This is a genomic window from Proteus sp. HMSC14B05 (genome assembly GCF_001808035.1).
Lineage (GTDB): Bacteria > Pseudomonadota > Gammaproteobacteria > Enterobacterales > Enterobacteriaceae > Proteus > Proteus mirabilis.
On record NZ_KV792002.1, the window covers coordinates 152,972 to 169,062 of the forward strand.

9 protein-coding genes and 3 tRNA genes are annotated in these 16,091 nt (G+C 40.6%); 6 read left to right on the plus strand and 6 right to left on the minus strand.

From position 1 onward, the window contains the following. The first annotated feature begins 12 nt into the window (after positions 1-12). From ptrA to recD, 3 genes are read left to right on the plus strand one after another with little or no spacing between them, the layout of a single operon-like run. Complete coding sequence (gene ptrA, locus HMPREF3129_RS16750) at positions 13-2,901, plus strand: pitrilysin (RefSeq protein ID WP_036918964.1); 2,889 nt, start codon at positions 13-15, stop codon at positions 2,899-2,901. Beyond that, positions 2,898-6,536 (plus strand): exodeoxyribonuclease V subunit beta, encoded by a 3,639-nt coding sequence (gene recB / locus HMPREF3129_RS16755; protein WP_004245511.1) that lies wholly within the window; start codon positions 2,898-2,900, stop codon positions 6,534-6,536. The genes ptrA and recB overlap by 4 nt, the downstream gene beginning before the upstream one ends. Continuing rightward, positions 6,529-8,445: an exodeoxyribonuclease V subunit alpha gene (recD, locus tag HMPREF3129_RS16760; RefSeq protein WP_004249498.1), complete on the plus strand. Its 1,917-nt coding sequence runs from the start codon at positions 6,529-6,531 to the stop codon at positions 8,443-8,445. Before recB ends, recD begins: the two co-directional genes overlap by 8 nt. A gap of 98 nt (positions 8,446-8,543) precedes the next feature. On the opposite strand, the gene argA is transcribed toward recD, so the two are convergent. Next, entirely contained in the window at positions 8,544-9,878 is a 1,335-nt protein-coding gene (gene argA, locus HMPREF3129_RS16765) for an amino-acid N-acetyltransferase (RefSeq protein WP_004249500.1), read from the minus strand. A gap of 244 nt (positions 9,879-10,122) precedes the next feature. Here argA and amiC point away from each other — a divergent pair, with 244 nt between their 5' ends. Next, a complete protein-coding gene (gene amiC, locus HMPREF3129_RS16770) occupies positions 10,123-11,385 on the plus strand; it encodes an N-acetylmuramoyl-L-alanine amidase AmiC (RefSeq protein WP_004245505.1) in 1,263 nt (420 codons plus the stop codon). Positions 11,386-11,591: 206 nt separating this feature from the next. On the opposite strand, the gene HMPREF3129_RS16775 is transcribed toward amiC, so the two are convergent. From HMPREF3129_RS16775 to HMPREF3129_RS16785, 3 genes are all read right to left on the minus strand, one after another. Continuing rightward, positions 11,592-11,668, minus strand: a tRNA-Met gene (locus HMPREF3129_RS16775). A 41-nt stretch (positions 11,669-11,709) separates the two neighbouring features. Then, positions 11,710-11,786: transfer RNA gene (locus HMPREF3129_RS16780), tRNA-Met, on the minus strand. Between the two features lie 21 nt (positions 11,787-11,807). Beyond that, positions 11,808-11,884: transfer RNA gene (locus HMPREF3129_RS16785), tRNA-Met, on the minus strand. A gap of 257 nt (positions 11,885-12,141) precedes the next feature. Between HMPREF3129_RS16785 and mltA the strand changes: the two genes are divergently transcribed. Next, positions 12,142-13,236, plus strand: a complete 1,095-nt coding sequence (mltA, locus tag HMPREF3129_RS16790; RefSeq protein WP_004245504.1) for a murein transglycosylase A — start codon at positions 12,142-12,144, stop codon at positions 13,234-13,236. Between the two features lie 108 nt (positions 13,237-13,344). Next, positions 13,345-14,193 carry a tRNA cyclic N6-threonylcarbamoyladenosine(37) synthase TcdA gene (gene tcdA / locus HMPREF3129_RS16795; protein WP_004245501.1) on the plus strand — a complete coding sequence of 283 codons (849 nt, stop codon included), beginning with the start codon at positions 13,345-13,347 and terminating at the stop codon, positions 14,191-14,193. A 194-nt stretch (positions 14,194-14,387) separates the two neighbouring features. On the opposite strand, the gene csdE is transcribed toward tcdA, so the two are convergent. Then, positions 14,388-14,831 (minus strand): cysteine desulfurase sulfur acceptor subunit CsdE, encoded by a 444-nt coding sequence (csdE, locus tag HMPREF3129_RS16800; RefSeq protein WP_004245500.1) that lies wholly within the window; start codon positions 14,829-14,831, stop codon positions 14,388-14,390. A gap of 2 nt (positions 14,832-14,833) precedes the next feature. After that, on the minus strand, positions 14,834-16,048 hold the full coding sequence (gene csdA, locus HMPREF3129_RS16805; RefSeq protein ID WP_020946178.1) for a cysteine desulfurase CsdA: 1,215 nt from the start codon (positions 16,046-16,048) through the stop codon (positions 14,834-14,836). Positions 16,049-16,091 lie beyond the last annotated feature (43 nt).

The following is a 16,091-nucleotide window of genomic DNA, read 5'->3' on the forward strand; positions in this document are numbered from 1 at the left end:
AGCTCATATCAGATGAGAAAATACTTATCGCAACTTTGGATTATGTTGCTATTGATGCTAGTCAGTATCAACAGCTTCGCAACAGATCCACTTTGGCAAGTATTGCCGGATAGCATTGAAAAAAGTGAAAGTGATCCACGTGATTATCAGGCTATTAAATTAGCTAATGATATGACCGTATTACTGGTTTCAGATAAAAAAGCGGTCAAATCATTAACCGCCGTTGCTCTGCCTGTCGGTGCATTAGAAGATCCAGATAGCCAACAAGGTCTTGCCCACTATTTAGAACATATGGTGTTAATGGGCTCGACCAAATACCCAAAATCAGGGGATCTGACAGAGTTTTTAAATAAAAATGGTGGCTCTCATAATGCCAGCACAACCACTTACCGCACCGCATTTTATTTAGAAGTTGAAAATAGTGCCATTAATGAAGCAGTTGATCGTTTGGCAGATGCATTAGCGGAGCCATTACTTGATCCTAAATATGCTGATCGTGAACGTAATGCGGTTAATGCGGAATTAACCATGGCTCGCTCCCGCGATGGAATGCGTTTTTGGCAAGTGAGAGCCGAAACTTTGAATCCGGCTCATCCAAGCTCTCGTTTTATGGGAGGAAACTTAGAAACATTAAGTGATAAGCCAGAGAGTAAATTACAAGATGAATTAGTGAAATTCTATCAAACATACTATTCTGGTAACTTAATGAATGGGGTGATTTATAGTAATAAATCACTGGACGAACTCGCTAAATTAGCGGCTGATACTTTTTCCCATATTCCTAATAAAAACACCCAAGCACCAGTAACGACGGTGCCTGCGATGACAGAAAAAGAAAAAGGGATAATGATCCACTTAGTCCCAGCTCAGCCACAAAAAACCTTACAAATCGAATTTGGTATTGATAATAATCTTGCCGATTTTCGCAGTAAATCAGATGAATATATTGGCTACCTTATTAGCAATCGTAGCACGGGTACACTAGCAACTTGGCTACAAGAGCAAGGATTAGCAGAGAATATTAGTACTTCATCTGAATCCTATATCGATCGCAACCAAGGTTCATTTACCATTTATGTTTCTTTAACAGACAAAGGCCTTGCTGAGAAAGATAAAGTTATTTCAGCGATTTTTTCTTATATTCAACTGATCCAAAATAAAGGGGTCAGTGAGCGCTATTTTAAAGAAATAGCCAATGTGCTTGACCTCTCATTTCGCTATGGCTCTATTGTCAGAGATATGAACTATATTGAAGATATCTCCGATATGATGCTGCGTTATCCGATTAAAAATATTCTTAATGCAGATTTTATTGCCGATGACTATCAACCTTCTGCGATCCTTTCTCGCCTAGGATCGCTTACACCAGAAAATGCGCGTATTTGGGTGATTAGCCCTAATGAGCCTTCAAATAAGCAAGCTTATTTTGTTCATGCACCTTATCAAGTGGATAAAATTACTGCGAAGCAATTAGCTTCATGGCAGGAATTAGCCAGCGACATCTCATTGTCATTGCCGACACTAAACCCTTATATTCCTGATAATCTGTCACTTATTGATGCTGATAGTAACATCACTAAGCCTCAATTATTATGGCAAGACAGTCATGCTCGGTTATTCTATATGTCATCGCACTATTTTTCTGATGAGCCGAAAGCCAGTGTGACGTTAAGTTTAGTGAACAAAAATGCAGATCGCACAGTTAAACAGCAAGTTATACAAACATTGACCAATTACCTTGCTGATCTAACCTCTAGTGAATTGGCTTATCAAGCTTCTGTTGCCGGCATGAATATCTCCTCTTCTTCTGGGCGTGGAGTCGATTTCTCAGTCAATGGTTATACTCAACATTTACCAGAGCTAGTAAATGCCACACTAAAAAGCTATATAACGTTTGAAGCTACTCAGCAAGAGCTTGATCAAGCTAAATCTTGGTATCGTGAACAACTGGAAGTGACGCATAACCTTAAAGCGTATGATGCTGCAATGTTACCTGCCCGTCGCCTAAATACGATCCCTTATTATGAAGAAGCCGATAAACTTAAGGCGTTAGAGTCGATAACGTTACAAGATATTAAAGATAATCGTCGTGATGTCATTGAAAATGCAGCGCTTCAAGCATTAATTATCGGTAATTTAACGCCAGAGCAGAGCCGTGAGATAGTTAAATCGGCACAAGCATTATTAGGCAATAAAGGAACAGAATATTGGATTGGCGACACATTAGTTTTTGATAAATTAAATCAAGTTACATTCCAAAATAAATCTAAAAGTACCGATAATGCGCTAGGGGAATTGTTTATCCCTGTTGGCTATGAGCGTCTACAAGGAAAAGCGATTACATCAGTATTATCCTCTATCGTGCATCCTTGGTTCTTTGAACAACTCAGAACAGAAGAGCAATTAGGTTATGCGGTCTTTGCTTTCCAAGCTTCAATGGGCGAGCAGTCCGGTTTAGGCTTTTTACTGCAAAGTAATGCTAAACCACCAGTTTATCTCAATGAGCGTTATCATGCATTTTATCAACAAGCTTATGATCGTTTGAAAAAGCTAAGTGAAGTTGAATTTAATCAATATAAAAAAGCCATTATTGATGAAGTAAAACAACCACCGCAAACATTTTATGAAGAGGTTTCTCTTTATCGTAATGATTTTTATCGTAATAACTTAAAATATGATGGTCGTGAGAAGTTTTTAGCCCAACTGAATAAGGTAACGCTAAAACAAGCAATCGAATTTTATGAAAAAGCGATAATTAAACCGACAGGACTCGTGTTTGTTTCACAAATAATCGGGAAAGAGGGTAACAACGCTGATTATGCGCAAAATAAACAGTGGAAAATCTATTCAACCGTGAGTGAATTACAAAAAACATTACCTGTTGAGGAAATTAAAGAGTGAGTGAAGTGATACAGGCACAGGTATTAGATCCCTATACACTTCCTTTGTATCAAAGACGCCTCATTGAGGCGTCTGCGGGAACAGGGAAAACGTACACTATAGGGTTATTGTATTTACGATTACTGCTTGGATTAGGGGGCGAGTCAGCATTTCATCGCCCCTTAAGTGTTGAAGAGATCTTAGTCGTTACTTTTACCGAAGCGGCAACGGATGAATTACGCGCCCGTATTCGTCAAAATATTCATCAGTTAAGGCTAGCCTGTATCCGTCATCAAGTAGAAAATGACAATAACGCTTACCAAATATTATTAGATCAAATCCCGAATAAAATGGTGGCGGCGCAATGGCTATTAGAAGCTGAGCGTCAAATGGATGAAGCCGCTATTTATACTATTCATGGTTTTTGTCAGCGCATGTTAGCCACTAACGCTTTTGAATCTGGTGTATTGTTTGAACAGGTGTTGATCCAAGATGAATATGAGTTAAAAAAACGTGTCTGCGCTGATTTTTGGCGCAGGCACTGTTATCCCCTTTCTTATGATGTTGCCTATGCGGTAAGCGAAATTTGGTCTGGCCCTGAGCAACTGCTTTATGAAATTCAACCCTATTTACAAGGCGAATGCCCCGAAATTCAAGGTATTGATTTCGACGCTAAAAAAGAGACTGTTGAACAGCGTCATCAAGCAGTCATTGAGGCCATTGATAAAGTTAAAGCACTATGGCGTCATCATTGCAATGAAATTGCAGATTGGATAACTTCATCTGGTGTTGATAAACGCAGTTACAGTAGTCGTTTCTTACCTAAATGGATCGATGAAATCACCGCATGGGCCACTCCACTCGAAACCAAAAGTTATCAGTTACCTGACTGTTTAAGTCGTTTTTCGCAAGCAACCCTACATGAAAAAACTACAAAGGGTGCTGCGCCTGAGCACGCTTTATTTGCGGAAATCGAACTACTTTGCCAACAAAGTTTAACGTTACGTGATGTGATCATTGCCAATGCCATTCCTGAAATACGCCAAGGGATAGAAAATGAAAAAATGCGTCGTGGTGAGTTGGGATTTGATGATCTGTTAACGCGTCTCGATAAGGCATTGCAACGAGAAGGTGGCGAAGCATTAGCAGATGCTATTCGCCAACGTTATCCTGTTGCGATGATTGACGAATTTCAGGATACCGATCCTCAGCAGTATCGTATTTTTGATACTATCTATGGTGAGCATACAGAGAGTGGTTTGCTATTTATTGGTGATCCCAAACAAGCCATTTACGCTTTTCGTGGTGCAGATATCTTTACCTATATTCGGGCACGGCAACAAACCGATCACCACTATACATTGAATACTAACTGGCGCTCGGCTCCGGGTATGGTAAGTGCAGTTAATAAACTGTTTTTACGTTCTAAAACCCCTTTTTTGTTTGATCATATTCCTTTTATTGAGGTCAATTCGGCTGAAAAAAATCAGCATATGAAGTTTATTTACCAGCAAAAAACGGTTGCCCCATTAAATTTTTGGTTAGCTGAAGGTGAAAGCCTTTCAACTGGTAATTATGAACAATTAATGGCCTCGCAATGTGCGATGCAAATTCGTGACTGGTTATCAGCTGGTGACAATCAACAAGCTTGGTTAATCGAACAAGATAATAAAAGAGCTGTCACATCTGCCGATATTGTGGTGCTAGTGCGTAGTCGCCGAGAAGCATTATTGATCCGAGATGCATTAGATCTGTTATCTATCCAATCAGTATTTTTATCCAATAGAGAAAGTGTGTTTGAAACCAATGAAGCCAAAGATCTACTTTGGTTACTACAAGCAGTGGTAACCCCTGAAAAAGAACGGGTGTTAAGAGCTTCTCTTGCCAGTGCACTGTTTGGATTTAACGCACAACAAATTGATGAACTTAATCAAGATGAACAGCGTTGGAACCGCTATGTGGAGCAATTCGCTGATTATTTTGTCTTGTGGCAAAAACGTGGTGTGTTACCTATGCTACGTAAAGTCATGATAGAAAACCAAATCGCTGAGAACTTACTCGCAAGCCAAGCAGGAGAACGACGTTTAACCGATATCATGCATATTGGTGAGTTGCTACAAGAAACATCATTACAGCTTGATAGCGAGCACGCCCTTATTCGTTGGTTAGCCCAGCAAATTTCTCGACCAGATGCACAAGCGGAAAGTCAGCAAATGCGTTTGGAAAGTGATAAAAATCTAGTGCAAATTTGTACCATTCACAAATCTAAAGGATTGGAATATCCCATTGTTTGCCTACCTTTTGCCTGTAATTATCAAGAACAAAAGGGCGCGCTTTATCATGATAGAGATGAATTTTACGCAAAACTAGATATTTTTAATCAACCTGATAGCGTGCGTCTTGCTGATGAAGAGCGATTGGCAGAGGATTTACGCTTGTTGTATGTGGCATTAACTCGGGCGAAATTTTGTTGTTATGTTGGTGTTGCGCCTTTGGTTAAAGGAAATAAACGTAAGTCAGGATTAACTGATTTGCATAAAAATGCGCTGGGATATCTGTTGCAGCATGGGGAAGAGGGTAATAGTGAGCTATTACATCAATCCATTAATCAATTGCTTGATGACAATATAAAAGTGATCACGTTAGGTGATACCTCAACGCATCGATATCAATCTCCACACACAACGAATATTGCTTTAGATGCCGCCATATTTAAGCGAAAAATTAATGATAATTGGCGTATCACCAGTTATTCGGGATTAACGGCACAACACTCTGCTCGTGGATATCTATTTGATAGTGCTGATTTGGATGCCTTGGTGCAATCTATCGCTCCGGGCTTAGATACCGATGCTAAAGGTGAGAAAACGGCGCAACACAGCGATGAACTCTCTATTCATCACTTCCCTCGTGGTGCAGTCGCGGGGACATTTTTACATAGCTTGCTTGAAGAGCTTGATTTTTCACAACCTATTGATGAAAGTTGGATGCAAGAGCAACTTATTGCCCAAGGTTTTGAGGAAAAATGGACGCCATTGTTGGTGGCTTGGATGGAAACCCTTTTTCACACCCCATTAAATGCGCAAGGCTTATGTTTAGCTGATATTCCCAAGGAGCATCAACTCGATGAGCTACAATTCTATCTGCCTATTGAAAAGGAGATGTCGGCGGCACAGTTAACAGCATTAACCCGTCAATACGATCCTTTATCTGCGCAATGTCCAGCCCTCAATTTTCAGCAAGTGCAAGGCATGCTAAAAGGTTTTATTGACTTAGTATTTTGTTGGGAGGGTAAGTATTATGTGGTTGACTATAAATCTAACTGGCTTGGTGAATCGAGTGAGGATTACACGCAAGAGGCGATGAGCAATGCAATGCGCGATCATCGTTATGATTTACAGTATCAACTCTATACTTTAGCGCTACATCGATTTTTACAACAACGCTTACCTGATTATGATTATCAACGTCATTTTGGTGGGATCTGCTATCTCTTCTTACGTGGTATTGATGCTGACTACCCGGGCAATGGCGTCTATACCTATCTCCCTGAAGAAAAGTTTGTAGAAGCATTAGATGCGCTATTTAAAGGGGAAGCGCTTGAGGTTAACGGCAGTAAAGTGAACGCGCTGGGTGAGAACAATTCAAATGATTAAATTATTAGAACAAGCAATTGCACAAAACCTATTGCGCCCATTAGATTTACGTTTTGCTCAAATGCTGGTGGCAGATGAAAATCCTATCCTACTGTTTATTTTTGCCTATCTCAGTGCTCAAACAGGGGCGGGCCATGTTTGCTTACCGTTAAATATCATACAACAAGATAAATTGTTTGATGGACGACACACCGAGCTTTCACAAGCCATTTGGCAGAAAATGGCGCAACCATCAGCGAAAGAAATACTGGCAGAGCTTAATCAGAGCGAGTGTGTTAATCAAGGCCATAGTGACTTACCTTCACCTATTATTCTCGATAACGGATTACTTTATCTACAAAGAATGTGGCGTTATGAAGAGCAAATTGCGCAATTTTTTCGCCAAGAGCAACGGGTGGTTGATATCGATGAAAATCAATTAACAAACGTATTAAATCAACTTTTCCCAAGTGTTAAGACAGATGCTGAAACTAACTGGCAAAAAGTCGCCGCAGCGGTTGCTATTACAAGCCCTATTTCGATTATTTCGGGTGGCCCAGGGACAGGGAAAACCACGACAGTAGCAAAGATTTTAGCTGCTTTTGTCATGCTAACGGCGAATGAAAAACCCATTATTCAACTAGCCGCACCCACGGGAAAAGCGGCAGCTAGATTGACCGAATCATTAGGTAAAGCATTAGCGCAATTGGCACTAAGTGAAGAAGAGTTAAAATGGATGCCCGATCAAGCGCAAACCATTCATCGCTTATTAGGTGCCCAACCGGAAAGTCAGCAAGTTCGTTATCATCGCGATAATCCGCTACAACTTGATATCTTGGTTATAGATGAAGCTTCTATGGTGGATTTACCGATGATGGCGCGTTTAATTGAGGCTTTACCGGAACATTGCCATGTTATTTTTCTGGGAGATAAAGATCAGCTCGCTTCGGTAGAGGCGGGAGCTGTTTTAGGGGATATTTGTCGTTTTGCGGATCAGGGGTTTAGCCAACGCCGTTTTGAGCAGATTGATCGCTTAACACAAGGTGAATTACAGAAAGATCCCGCTTCTATGACGACTTCTACTACGCCAGTTTCGGTGGTCAGTGATTCACTATGTTTATTGCGTAAAAGTTATCGTTTTGGCTCACATTCAGGTATTGGTCAATTAGCTTTTGCGGTTAATCAAGGACAAGTGAAGAGTGCTATGACATTACTGAAAAAAGCGACAGTAACACAAGAGAGCACTGAGCGAGAAAAACATACCGATCCGCAGGACATCGAATTTATCTCATTAGACACCGATGAGAGCTATATGAAGATGCTTCAAGATGTTGCTAAGGCTTATCATCACTATCTATCGTTAGTCGCGCAAAAAGCAGCACCAGAGACTATTCTTCATAGCTTTAATCAATATCGTTTATTGTGCGCTTTGCGAGAAGGGCCTTTTGGTGTCACAGGACTAAATGAACGTATTGAGATGCTGTTACATCGCCAACGCTTGATACGACGACCTATAAATAGTTATCAGCGGGAGTATATTGGGCGACCAATTATGATCCAGCGTAATGACAGCACATTGGGGCTATTTAATGGTGATATCGGCATTATGCTTAATAACGATGAAGGAGAAATGAAAGCTTTCTTTCAGTTGCCTGATGGCACATTGAAAGCTATCCAACCTAGTCGTTTACCGCAACATGAGACAGCCTATGTGATGACAGTGCATAAATCACAAGGTTCGGAATTTACCCATACGGCATTGGTATTACCGACACAATTTTCTCCTATTGTTAGCCGAGAATTACTCTATACGGCGATAACGCGAGCCAAGCAGAAGCTATCACTTTATTCTTCTGAATATATGGTGAAAATGGCGATCCAAACACGTATTCAACGCCGCAGTGGATTAGTTGAAAAACTGCGTTACTGAGTGATTTTTTAATTTAATACGAATTAATATAATTATAGTGAATAGTAAAAGACAGGCTTTGAGAGGGGGAGCCTGTCTTTTTTACTTTATTAATAAAACTACTCTTTATGTAGATCTAAAATTAAGATCTTAGAGCGGCGCTGATAATTATACAGAGCCTGTTTTTCAATAGGTAATTTATCGATTTCAGCAGGCGTAAAGCCTTTTTCTTGGAACCAATGAATACTACGAGTCGTGAGCACAAATAATTTATCTAACCCCATCTGTTTAGCTTGGGTTGATATGCGTTGTAACAACACTTCACCTCGACAAGAGCTACGATAATCAGGATGAACGGCGACACAGGCCATTTCACCTATTTTTTCAGACTGATAAGGATAGAGGGCGGCACAAGCAATGGTGAGATTATCGCGCTCAATAATAGTGAATTGATCAATTTCCATTTCAAGTTGCTCTCTTGAGCGACGTACTAAAATGCCTTGTTGCTCTAATGGACGAATAAGCTCTAATATGCCACCAATATCATTAATATTGGCGCGGCGGACTTTCTCGGCACTTTCCATCACAATCTGCGTACCAATACCGTCACGAGAAAATAACTCTTGAACAATGGCACCATCCGCTTGATAGCTTAATAAATGGCTACGCTCAACACCACGACGGCAGGCTGTTACCGCACCTCGTAAAAAACGTACAGTACCTGAGTGATAATCGCCTGTAGTTTGTAATGCTTGAATTCGTTCTTCTGCTTGATTAGGTAAGAGTTCAGACACAATCTGGCCACTTGCATCTACAACCCCTTGCGAAGAGCAAAAGCCAATAAGCTTTTGTGCTTTAAGTTTGATAGCTAGCTGGGTTGCGACCTCTTCAGAGGTTAAATTAAAACTTTCCCCTGTAACAGAGACGGCAACAGGGCCAATTAACACAATGGCATGGTTATCTAACTGACGATGAATGGCTTCTTCATCAATACGGCGAATTTTACCGCTATGGCAATAATCGACCCCATCATCGACACCTAAAGGTTGGGCAATGACAAAATTACCGCTAACCACATTAATATGCGCTCCTTGCAAGGGCGTATTACTTAAACTCATTGATAAACGAGCAGTAATATCGAGTTGTAAAGTACCGGCAGATTGTTTAACTACTTCAAGGGTTTTACTATCCGTAATTCGTGTGTGTTTATGATAGAGCGGAGAAATTTTTTGCTCTTCAAGAGCCACATCGATTTGTGGTCTAGCGCCATAAACCACCACTAACCGTATTCCTAAACTATGCAATAAACCAATATCGTTAATGATAGAGGGAAAGTTCTCATGGGCTATTGCTTCTCCCCCTAGCATAATGACAAATGTTTTACCTCTATGTGCATTAATATACGGAACCGAGTGTCGAAAACCATCGACCAATTCGGTGCTACGCTCTTTCATAAAGCCCCTCTCAAGTGAATTTTTATTCGCATTTAATGTATTTTTATTCTTTTTGAGCGGAAATGGCAAGTAAAATCCGATCTTACTGTTTTAACAGAAGGCAGAATATTTGTATAAAAGTGTGTAATTGTGCTGTTTTTAAGTGACAGTGAAGTGTGGATTCGGTAAAGTTTTTCGTTCAGATATTTTTTGACCGTCTGTTTTAGCACTTTTTGATGTTAATCGTTTTTTTTGGAATATTTTCATGAGTCATTCAGAACATAATCAAACACGTCGTCGTCTTATTAAAGGAATTGGCGCGTTATTGTTATTAAGTGTTAGTCCTGTTGGCTTAGCGGCAACATCATCAGTGGTTGCCGTCAGGGTATGGCCTGCATCGACTTATACACGTGTGACTATCGAATCAAGTAGACCCTTGAAATATCGCCAGTTTGCGTTATCAGCACCAGATAGAATTGTGGTTGATCTTGAAGGTATCCAACTGAATAGCGTTCTGAAAGGTATGGCTAGTCAAGTGCAAACAAACGATCCTTACTTAAAACTTATTCGTGTCGGTCAAAATACCCCAACTACGGTTCGTTTAGTGTTTGAAATTAAAACCCCCGTTCAGCCACAAATGTTTACTTTAAAACCAGTTGCTGAATTTAAAAATCGCTTAGTGCTCGATTTCTATCCAAGTCATGCGGCGACAAGTGAAGATGATCCGCTATTAGCGCTATTGCGTGAATATAACGAAGGGGATTTACAACAAGCTGTGCCTGAACAAACGGATACGCGTAAGCCCGGAAGAGCAGGACGAGATAGGCCGATTATTATCATGATTGACCCCGGCCATGGTGGTGAAGATCCGGGAGCGATGGGGAAATATAAAACTCGTGAGAAAGACGTTGTACTACAAATTGCCCGTCGCTTAAGAGCTTTGATTGATAAAGATGCCAAAATGAAAGCGTATATGACGCGTAATGAGGATGTGTTTATCCCCTTAAAAGTGCGAGTAGCGAAAGCGCGGAAAATGCAGGCTGATCTCTTTGTCTCTATTCATGCAGATGCATTTACCAATCGCTCGGCTAGAGGCTCTTCTGTTTTCGCGTTATCCAAAACAGGCGCAACAAGTAATACCGCACGTTACCTAGCTCAAACCCAAAATGAAGCGGATTTAATTGGTGGGGTGAGTCGAAGTGGTGATCGCTATGTTGATCACGCAATGCTTGATTTAGTACAGACCGCGACAATTAATGACAGCCTAAAATTTGGTAGTGAGGTATTAAAATTATTAGGTGGCGTGAATAAGCTACATAAAAATAAGGTCGATCAAGCCGGATTTGCGGTTTTAAAAGCCCCTGAGATCCCTTCTATTTTAGTAGAGACGGCTTTTATTAGTAATATTGAAGAAGAGCGAAAGCTCAAAACAGCCAAATTCCAGCAACAAGTTGCTGAATCTATTTTCAAAGGTATTAAAGCCTATTTTGCTAATGGTGGTGAACTGACATTAGCTGATCGAGGCTGATCTCGCTATACAACTACAACTTATTTTTGAGACTTCTAGTGGGAAATAAATAGTTATTTTCTACTAGAGGTAACAACTTATTATTTTTTTATCCAATAAGTTAAATCATAACTGAGTAACAGGGAGTATATCGGTTATTGTAAATAGAGTAGGGATTAAGAGAGTATTTAATGGGAATTTGTAGAAAATAGAATTAGGGAAAGGATTGGTTGCGGGGGCCGGATTTGAACCAACGACCTTCGGGTTATGAGCCCGACGAGCTACCAGACTGCTCCATCCCGCGACTGAATCTATAAATTTTAACTTACTGCGTATGTTGTGAATTGGTTGCGGGGGCCGGATTTGAACCAACGACCTTCGGGTTATGAGCCCGACGAGCTACCATGCTGCTCCACCCCGCGTCCGAAAACATTTATAGAAATTGGTTGCGGGAGCCGGATTTGAACCAACGACCTTCGGGTTATGAGCCCGACGAGCTACCAAGCTGCTCCACCCCGCGTCTCCACAGAGGGGCACTATACTCAGGATCTGATAACTTGCAAGTTTTTTATGTAATTTTTGCCATTTTCTTTTAAAAACGGTCAGAAATAATACATAGAGGTGTAATTTTAGACAGTTATACTTTAGATAACACACTAAATGGTGAAGCCGATAATTAAAAAAACCGCAACCACTTCTGTATCGATATCTTTCTTGATTTGGCTTTGGTATCTTTCTTGTCATCAACTCTTTTTAAAGTAGGAATATAAGTAAAAAATGGTTACTTGGCGAAAATCGTTGCTTTTGGGGATATTAGCGCTTGCCTTAACAGGCTGCCATCGTCCAACAGATCAGGGACAACAGTATAAAGATGGTAAGCTTAAGCAAGATCTTATTGAAGTTAACTCGCCAAATACGCAAGGCAAGCCCATTAATGGCTCAGATTACCTTGAACAAATTAACCAAATAAATCAAACATCTTCACGTCTATACAATAGTAATCAAGATACTTATCAAGCAGTGGAAAATTGGTTACGCTCAGGGGCAGATACGCGTCAATTACGTCAATTTAATATCGCAGCCTTTCAAATGGAAGGGGAAGATAATTATGGGAATGTAAAATTTACCGGATATTATACCCCTGTTTTAGAAGCACGTTTAACGCCACAAGGTGACTTTAAATATCCGCTCTACCGCATGCCAGCCAAAGTGCGTGGTAAATTGCCTTCACGAGCGGCTATCTATAACGGTGCTTTAAGCCCCACTTTAATTGCCGCTTATAGTAACTCCATCATGGATAACTTTATGATGGAAGTGCAAGGCAGTGGCTATGTCGATTATGGTGATGGTAAACCTTTAACCTTCTTTGGTTATGCTGGGAAAAATGGTCATCCCTACCGCAGTATTGGTAAAGTGCTGATTGATAATGGTGAAGTTGAAAAAGAAGCGATGTCAATGTTGGCAATTAGAGAGTGGGCTGATAAGCATAGTGAACAAGAAGTCAGAAAATTATTAGAACAAAACCCCTCTTTCGTTTTCTTTAAACCTGAACCTTTTACGCCAGTAAGAGGGGCAAGCGCTATTCCGCTGATTGCTAAAGCGTCAGTGGCTTCGGATAGAAGTATTATCCCCGCAGGAACCGTATTATTAGCGGAAATCCCTATTTTAGATAATACCGGTAAGTTTACTGGACAATACCAAATGCGTTTAATGGTTGCTTTGGATGTGGGGGGAGCCATTAAAGGACATCATTTCGATATTTATCATGGTATTGGTAAAGAAGCCGGACAAATGGCGGGTTTTTATAATCATTATGGACGTGTATGGGTATTAAAAAAATCGCAACCCACCTTACTGAACCCCATACAGTAAAACGATTGACTATTTATATTGTCATATTAACGGTAAAATGAGCAAACGCCATGGCTATTGATTAACAATAGCCATGATTATTTCTGCTATCTAGGTTGTTATCGCATTATGCAAAATTCATTATCAGACTCCTATCTGCAACGCTTTTCTGGTATTGGCCGTCTTTATGGACAACAAGCGCTGTATTATTTTTCTCAGGCACATATTTGTGTTGTCGGCATTGGTGGCGTTGGTAGCTGGGCTGCAGAAGCCTTAGCTCGCAGTGGGATCGGCGCTATTACGTTAATTGATATGGATGATGTGTGTGTCACCAATACCAATCGACAAATTCATGCGCTAAAAGAGCATGTCGGCCAGCCTAAATGTGAAGTGATGAAGCAGCGAATTTTGCAAATTAATCCTGAATGCAAAGTTACTTGTATTGATGATTTTGTTACGGTTGATAATGTGGCAGAAATGATGCAAAACTCATTTGATTATGTGATTGATGCTATTGATAGTGTTAGACCAAAGGCTGCATTATTAGCTTACTGTCGTCGCTATAAAATTCCTGTTATCACCACTGGTGGCGCAGGCGGACAGATTGATCCAACTCAAATCCAAGTCGTCGATTTAGCGAAAACCATTCAAGATCCATTAGCCGCTAAATTACGTGAGCGTTTAAAATCTGATTTTAATGTTGTGAAAAATAGCAAAGGTAAATTAGGTATAGATTGTGTTTTTTCAACCGAGCAATTAGTCTACCCTCAAGGAGATGGTACGGTGTGTGCGGCCAAAAGTACTGCCGATGGCGTCAAACGTATGGACTGCTCAGCGGGTTTTGGCGCGGTGACAATGGTAACTGCTTCCTTTGGTTTTATTGCCGTTTCTCATGTATTAAAGAAGATGTTAGCTAAGGCGCAACGTACTCGTCATACTTCAAGTTGTAGCGTTGTTGACCGCATTCATTCGCACTAGTCACATACTGATGTATGCTCCTAGCGACTCATTCACTTGTCGCCTAGCTACACCTTGAATTATTTAGAGTAGTACTCGTGATACTTCAAGTTGTCGCGTTGTTGATGGTGCTCAATCGCACTAGTCACCTAGTTGCACTTTGGAGCATTTAAGCGTATTGATCCACCATACAACAAGCTGTACACATTGACTTGTTAGGGTTGAGATGTCTGTGTCAGCGACGTTAATCGCGCAATAATGGCATTGACACCATCAGTGCGTGATTGACTAATTTGATTAGCCAATCCTAATTGTTCAAAAATAGCTAATATATCGATATTGGCTATTTCTTGTGCTGTTTTATTCTCAACTGTTGTTAAAATAACCGCCAGTAAGCCTTTTACAATTCGCCCATCACTATCACCATAAATATGGTATTTGCCGTCATTGTTTAACTCAACCCCTAGCCATACTCTATTTTCGCACCCTTTGATTTCGTTTTCTGTTGTTTTTAATTCATCAGGTAATGCGGGTAATTTTCTTGAAAGTTGGATCAATTGACGATATTTATCTTCCCATGATTTAGATTTCTGGAAGTCTTGAAATAATCCATCTAAGGTAATGTCATGACCAAAAGGGTGTTGTGTATTATTACTCATATTTAATCTTCATCTTTTAATAAGGACAGTGCGAATTTAACCGCATCAACTAACCTATCAATATCAGAAAGTTGATTATATGGCATAAAAGAAGCGCGTAAACAGCCAGAGATGGTTAAAGCATCGATTAAGGGTTGTGCGCAGTGTTGCCCTGTGCGTAAAGCAATACCTTGTTCCGCGATTAATGCCGCTAAATCACTGTGATGAATACCCTCAAAATTAAAAGCGAGTACCGGTGAATGAGGCGCGCGGTAGCTGATAAAACCCTCCAGTTGCTCAAGACGCGCCTGTGCTTTATCTGCCAGAGTTAAGGCGTATTGATTGGCTTGCGCCATATCTTGCGTTTGTAACCAATCTAATGTTGCTGAAAAAGCAATTACAGCAGCTATGTTAGGGGTACCTGCTTCAAAGCGATGAGGAATAGCCGCGGGTACAAAACCGTTAAAGTTTGCCGTGGTTAACATTTTTCCGCCCCCTTGCCATGCAGACATCACTTCTAAAAGTTCGCGCTTTCCATAACATACGCCAAGGCCATTGGGACCATATAATTTATGGGCAGAGAAAGCATAAAAATCGATATCAAGGGCGCTGATATCCGTTGCATGATGAGCTATGCCTTGTGCACCATCAACCACGAGTAAACAGTCATCATATTGATGTACAGATTGAGAAACTTTATCTAAGGCGATTTGTGCACCGGTGATATTCGACATTTGGCTTATTGCCACTACTCTTGTTCTTGCCGTAAGTAATGTCGTCAGTGTGGCGATTGAAGGTAAAAAGTTATCTTCAATCGGCCAGCGAATAATTTTGGCCCCAGTCTGCTCTGCTAACATTAACCAAGGAATAAGATTGGCGTGATGCTCTTGTTCGCTAACAATAATTTCATCACCGGCTTGTAATCGTGGGCGGAAATAGCCTTGAGCAATAAGATTAAGTGAGCCTGTGGTGCCTTGCGTCCAAATAATAGTATCGCTATCTGCGACGTTAAGTAATTGAGCGACTTGCTGACGTGCTTGCTCAAAGTGTTGTGTCATCTTTTTAGCTTGTTGATATTGGCTACGGTGAACCGTCGCTGAGCTATGGCGATAAAATTCATCTGAAGCTTCAATCATAGCTACAGGTTTTAATGCGGTAGCCGCACTATCAAGATAAACAATATTTTCCTCAATAGCAGGAAATTGTTGGCGAAAAACAGTAGGGGAAAATGGTTTCATAATGAGCTTGTGTTAGTCAGTCTAGAAAACGCCGTTATAGTAA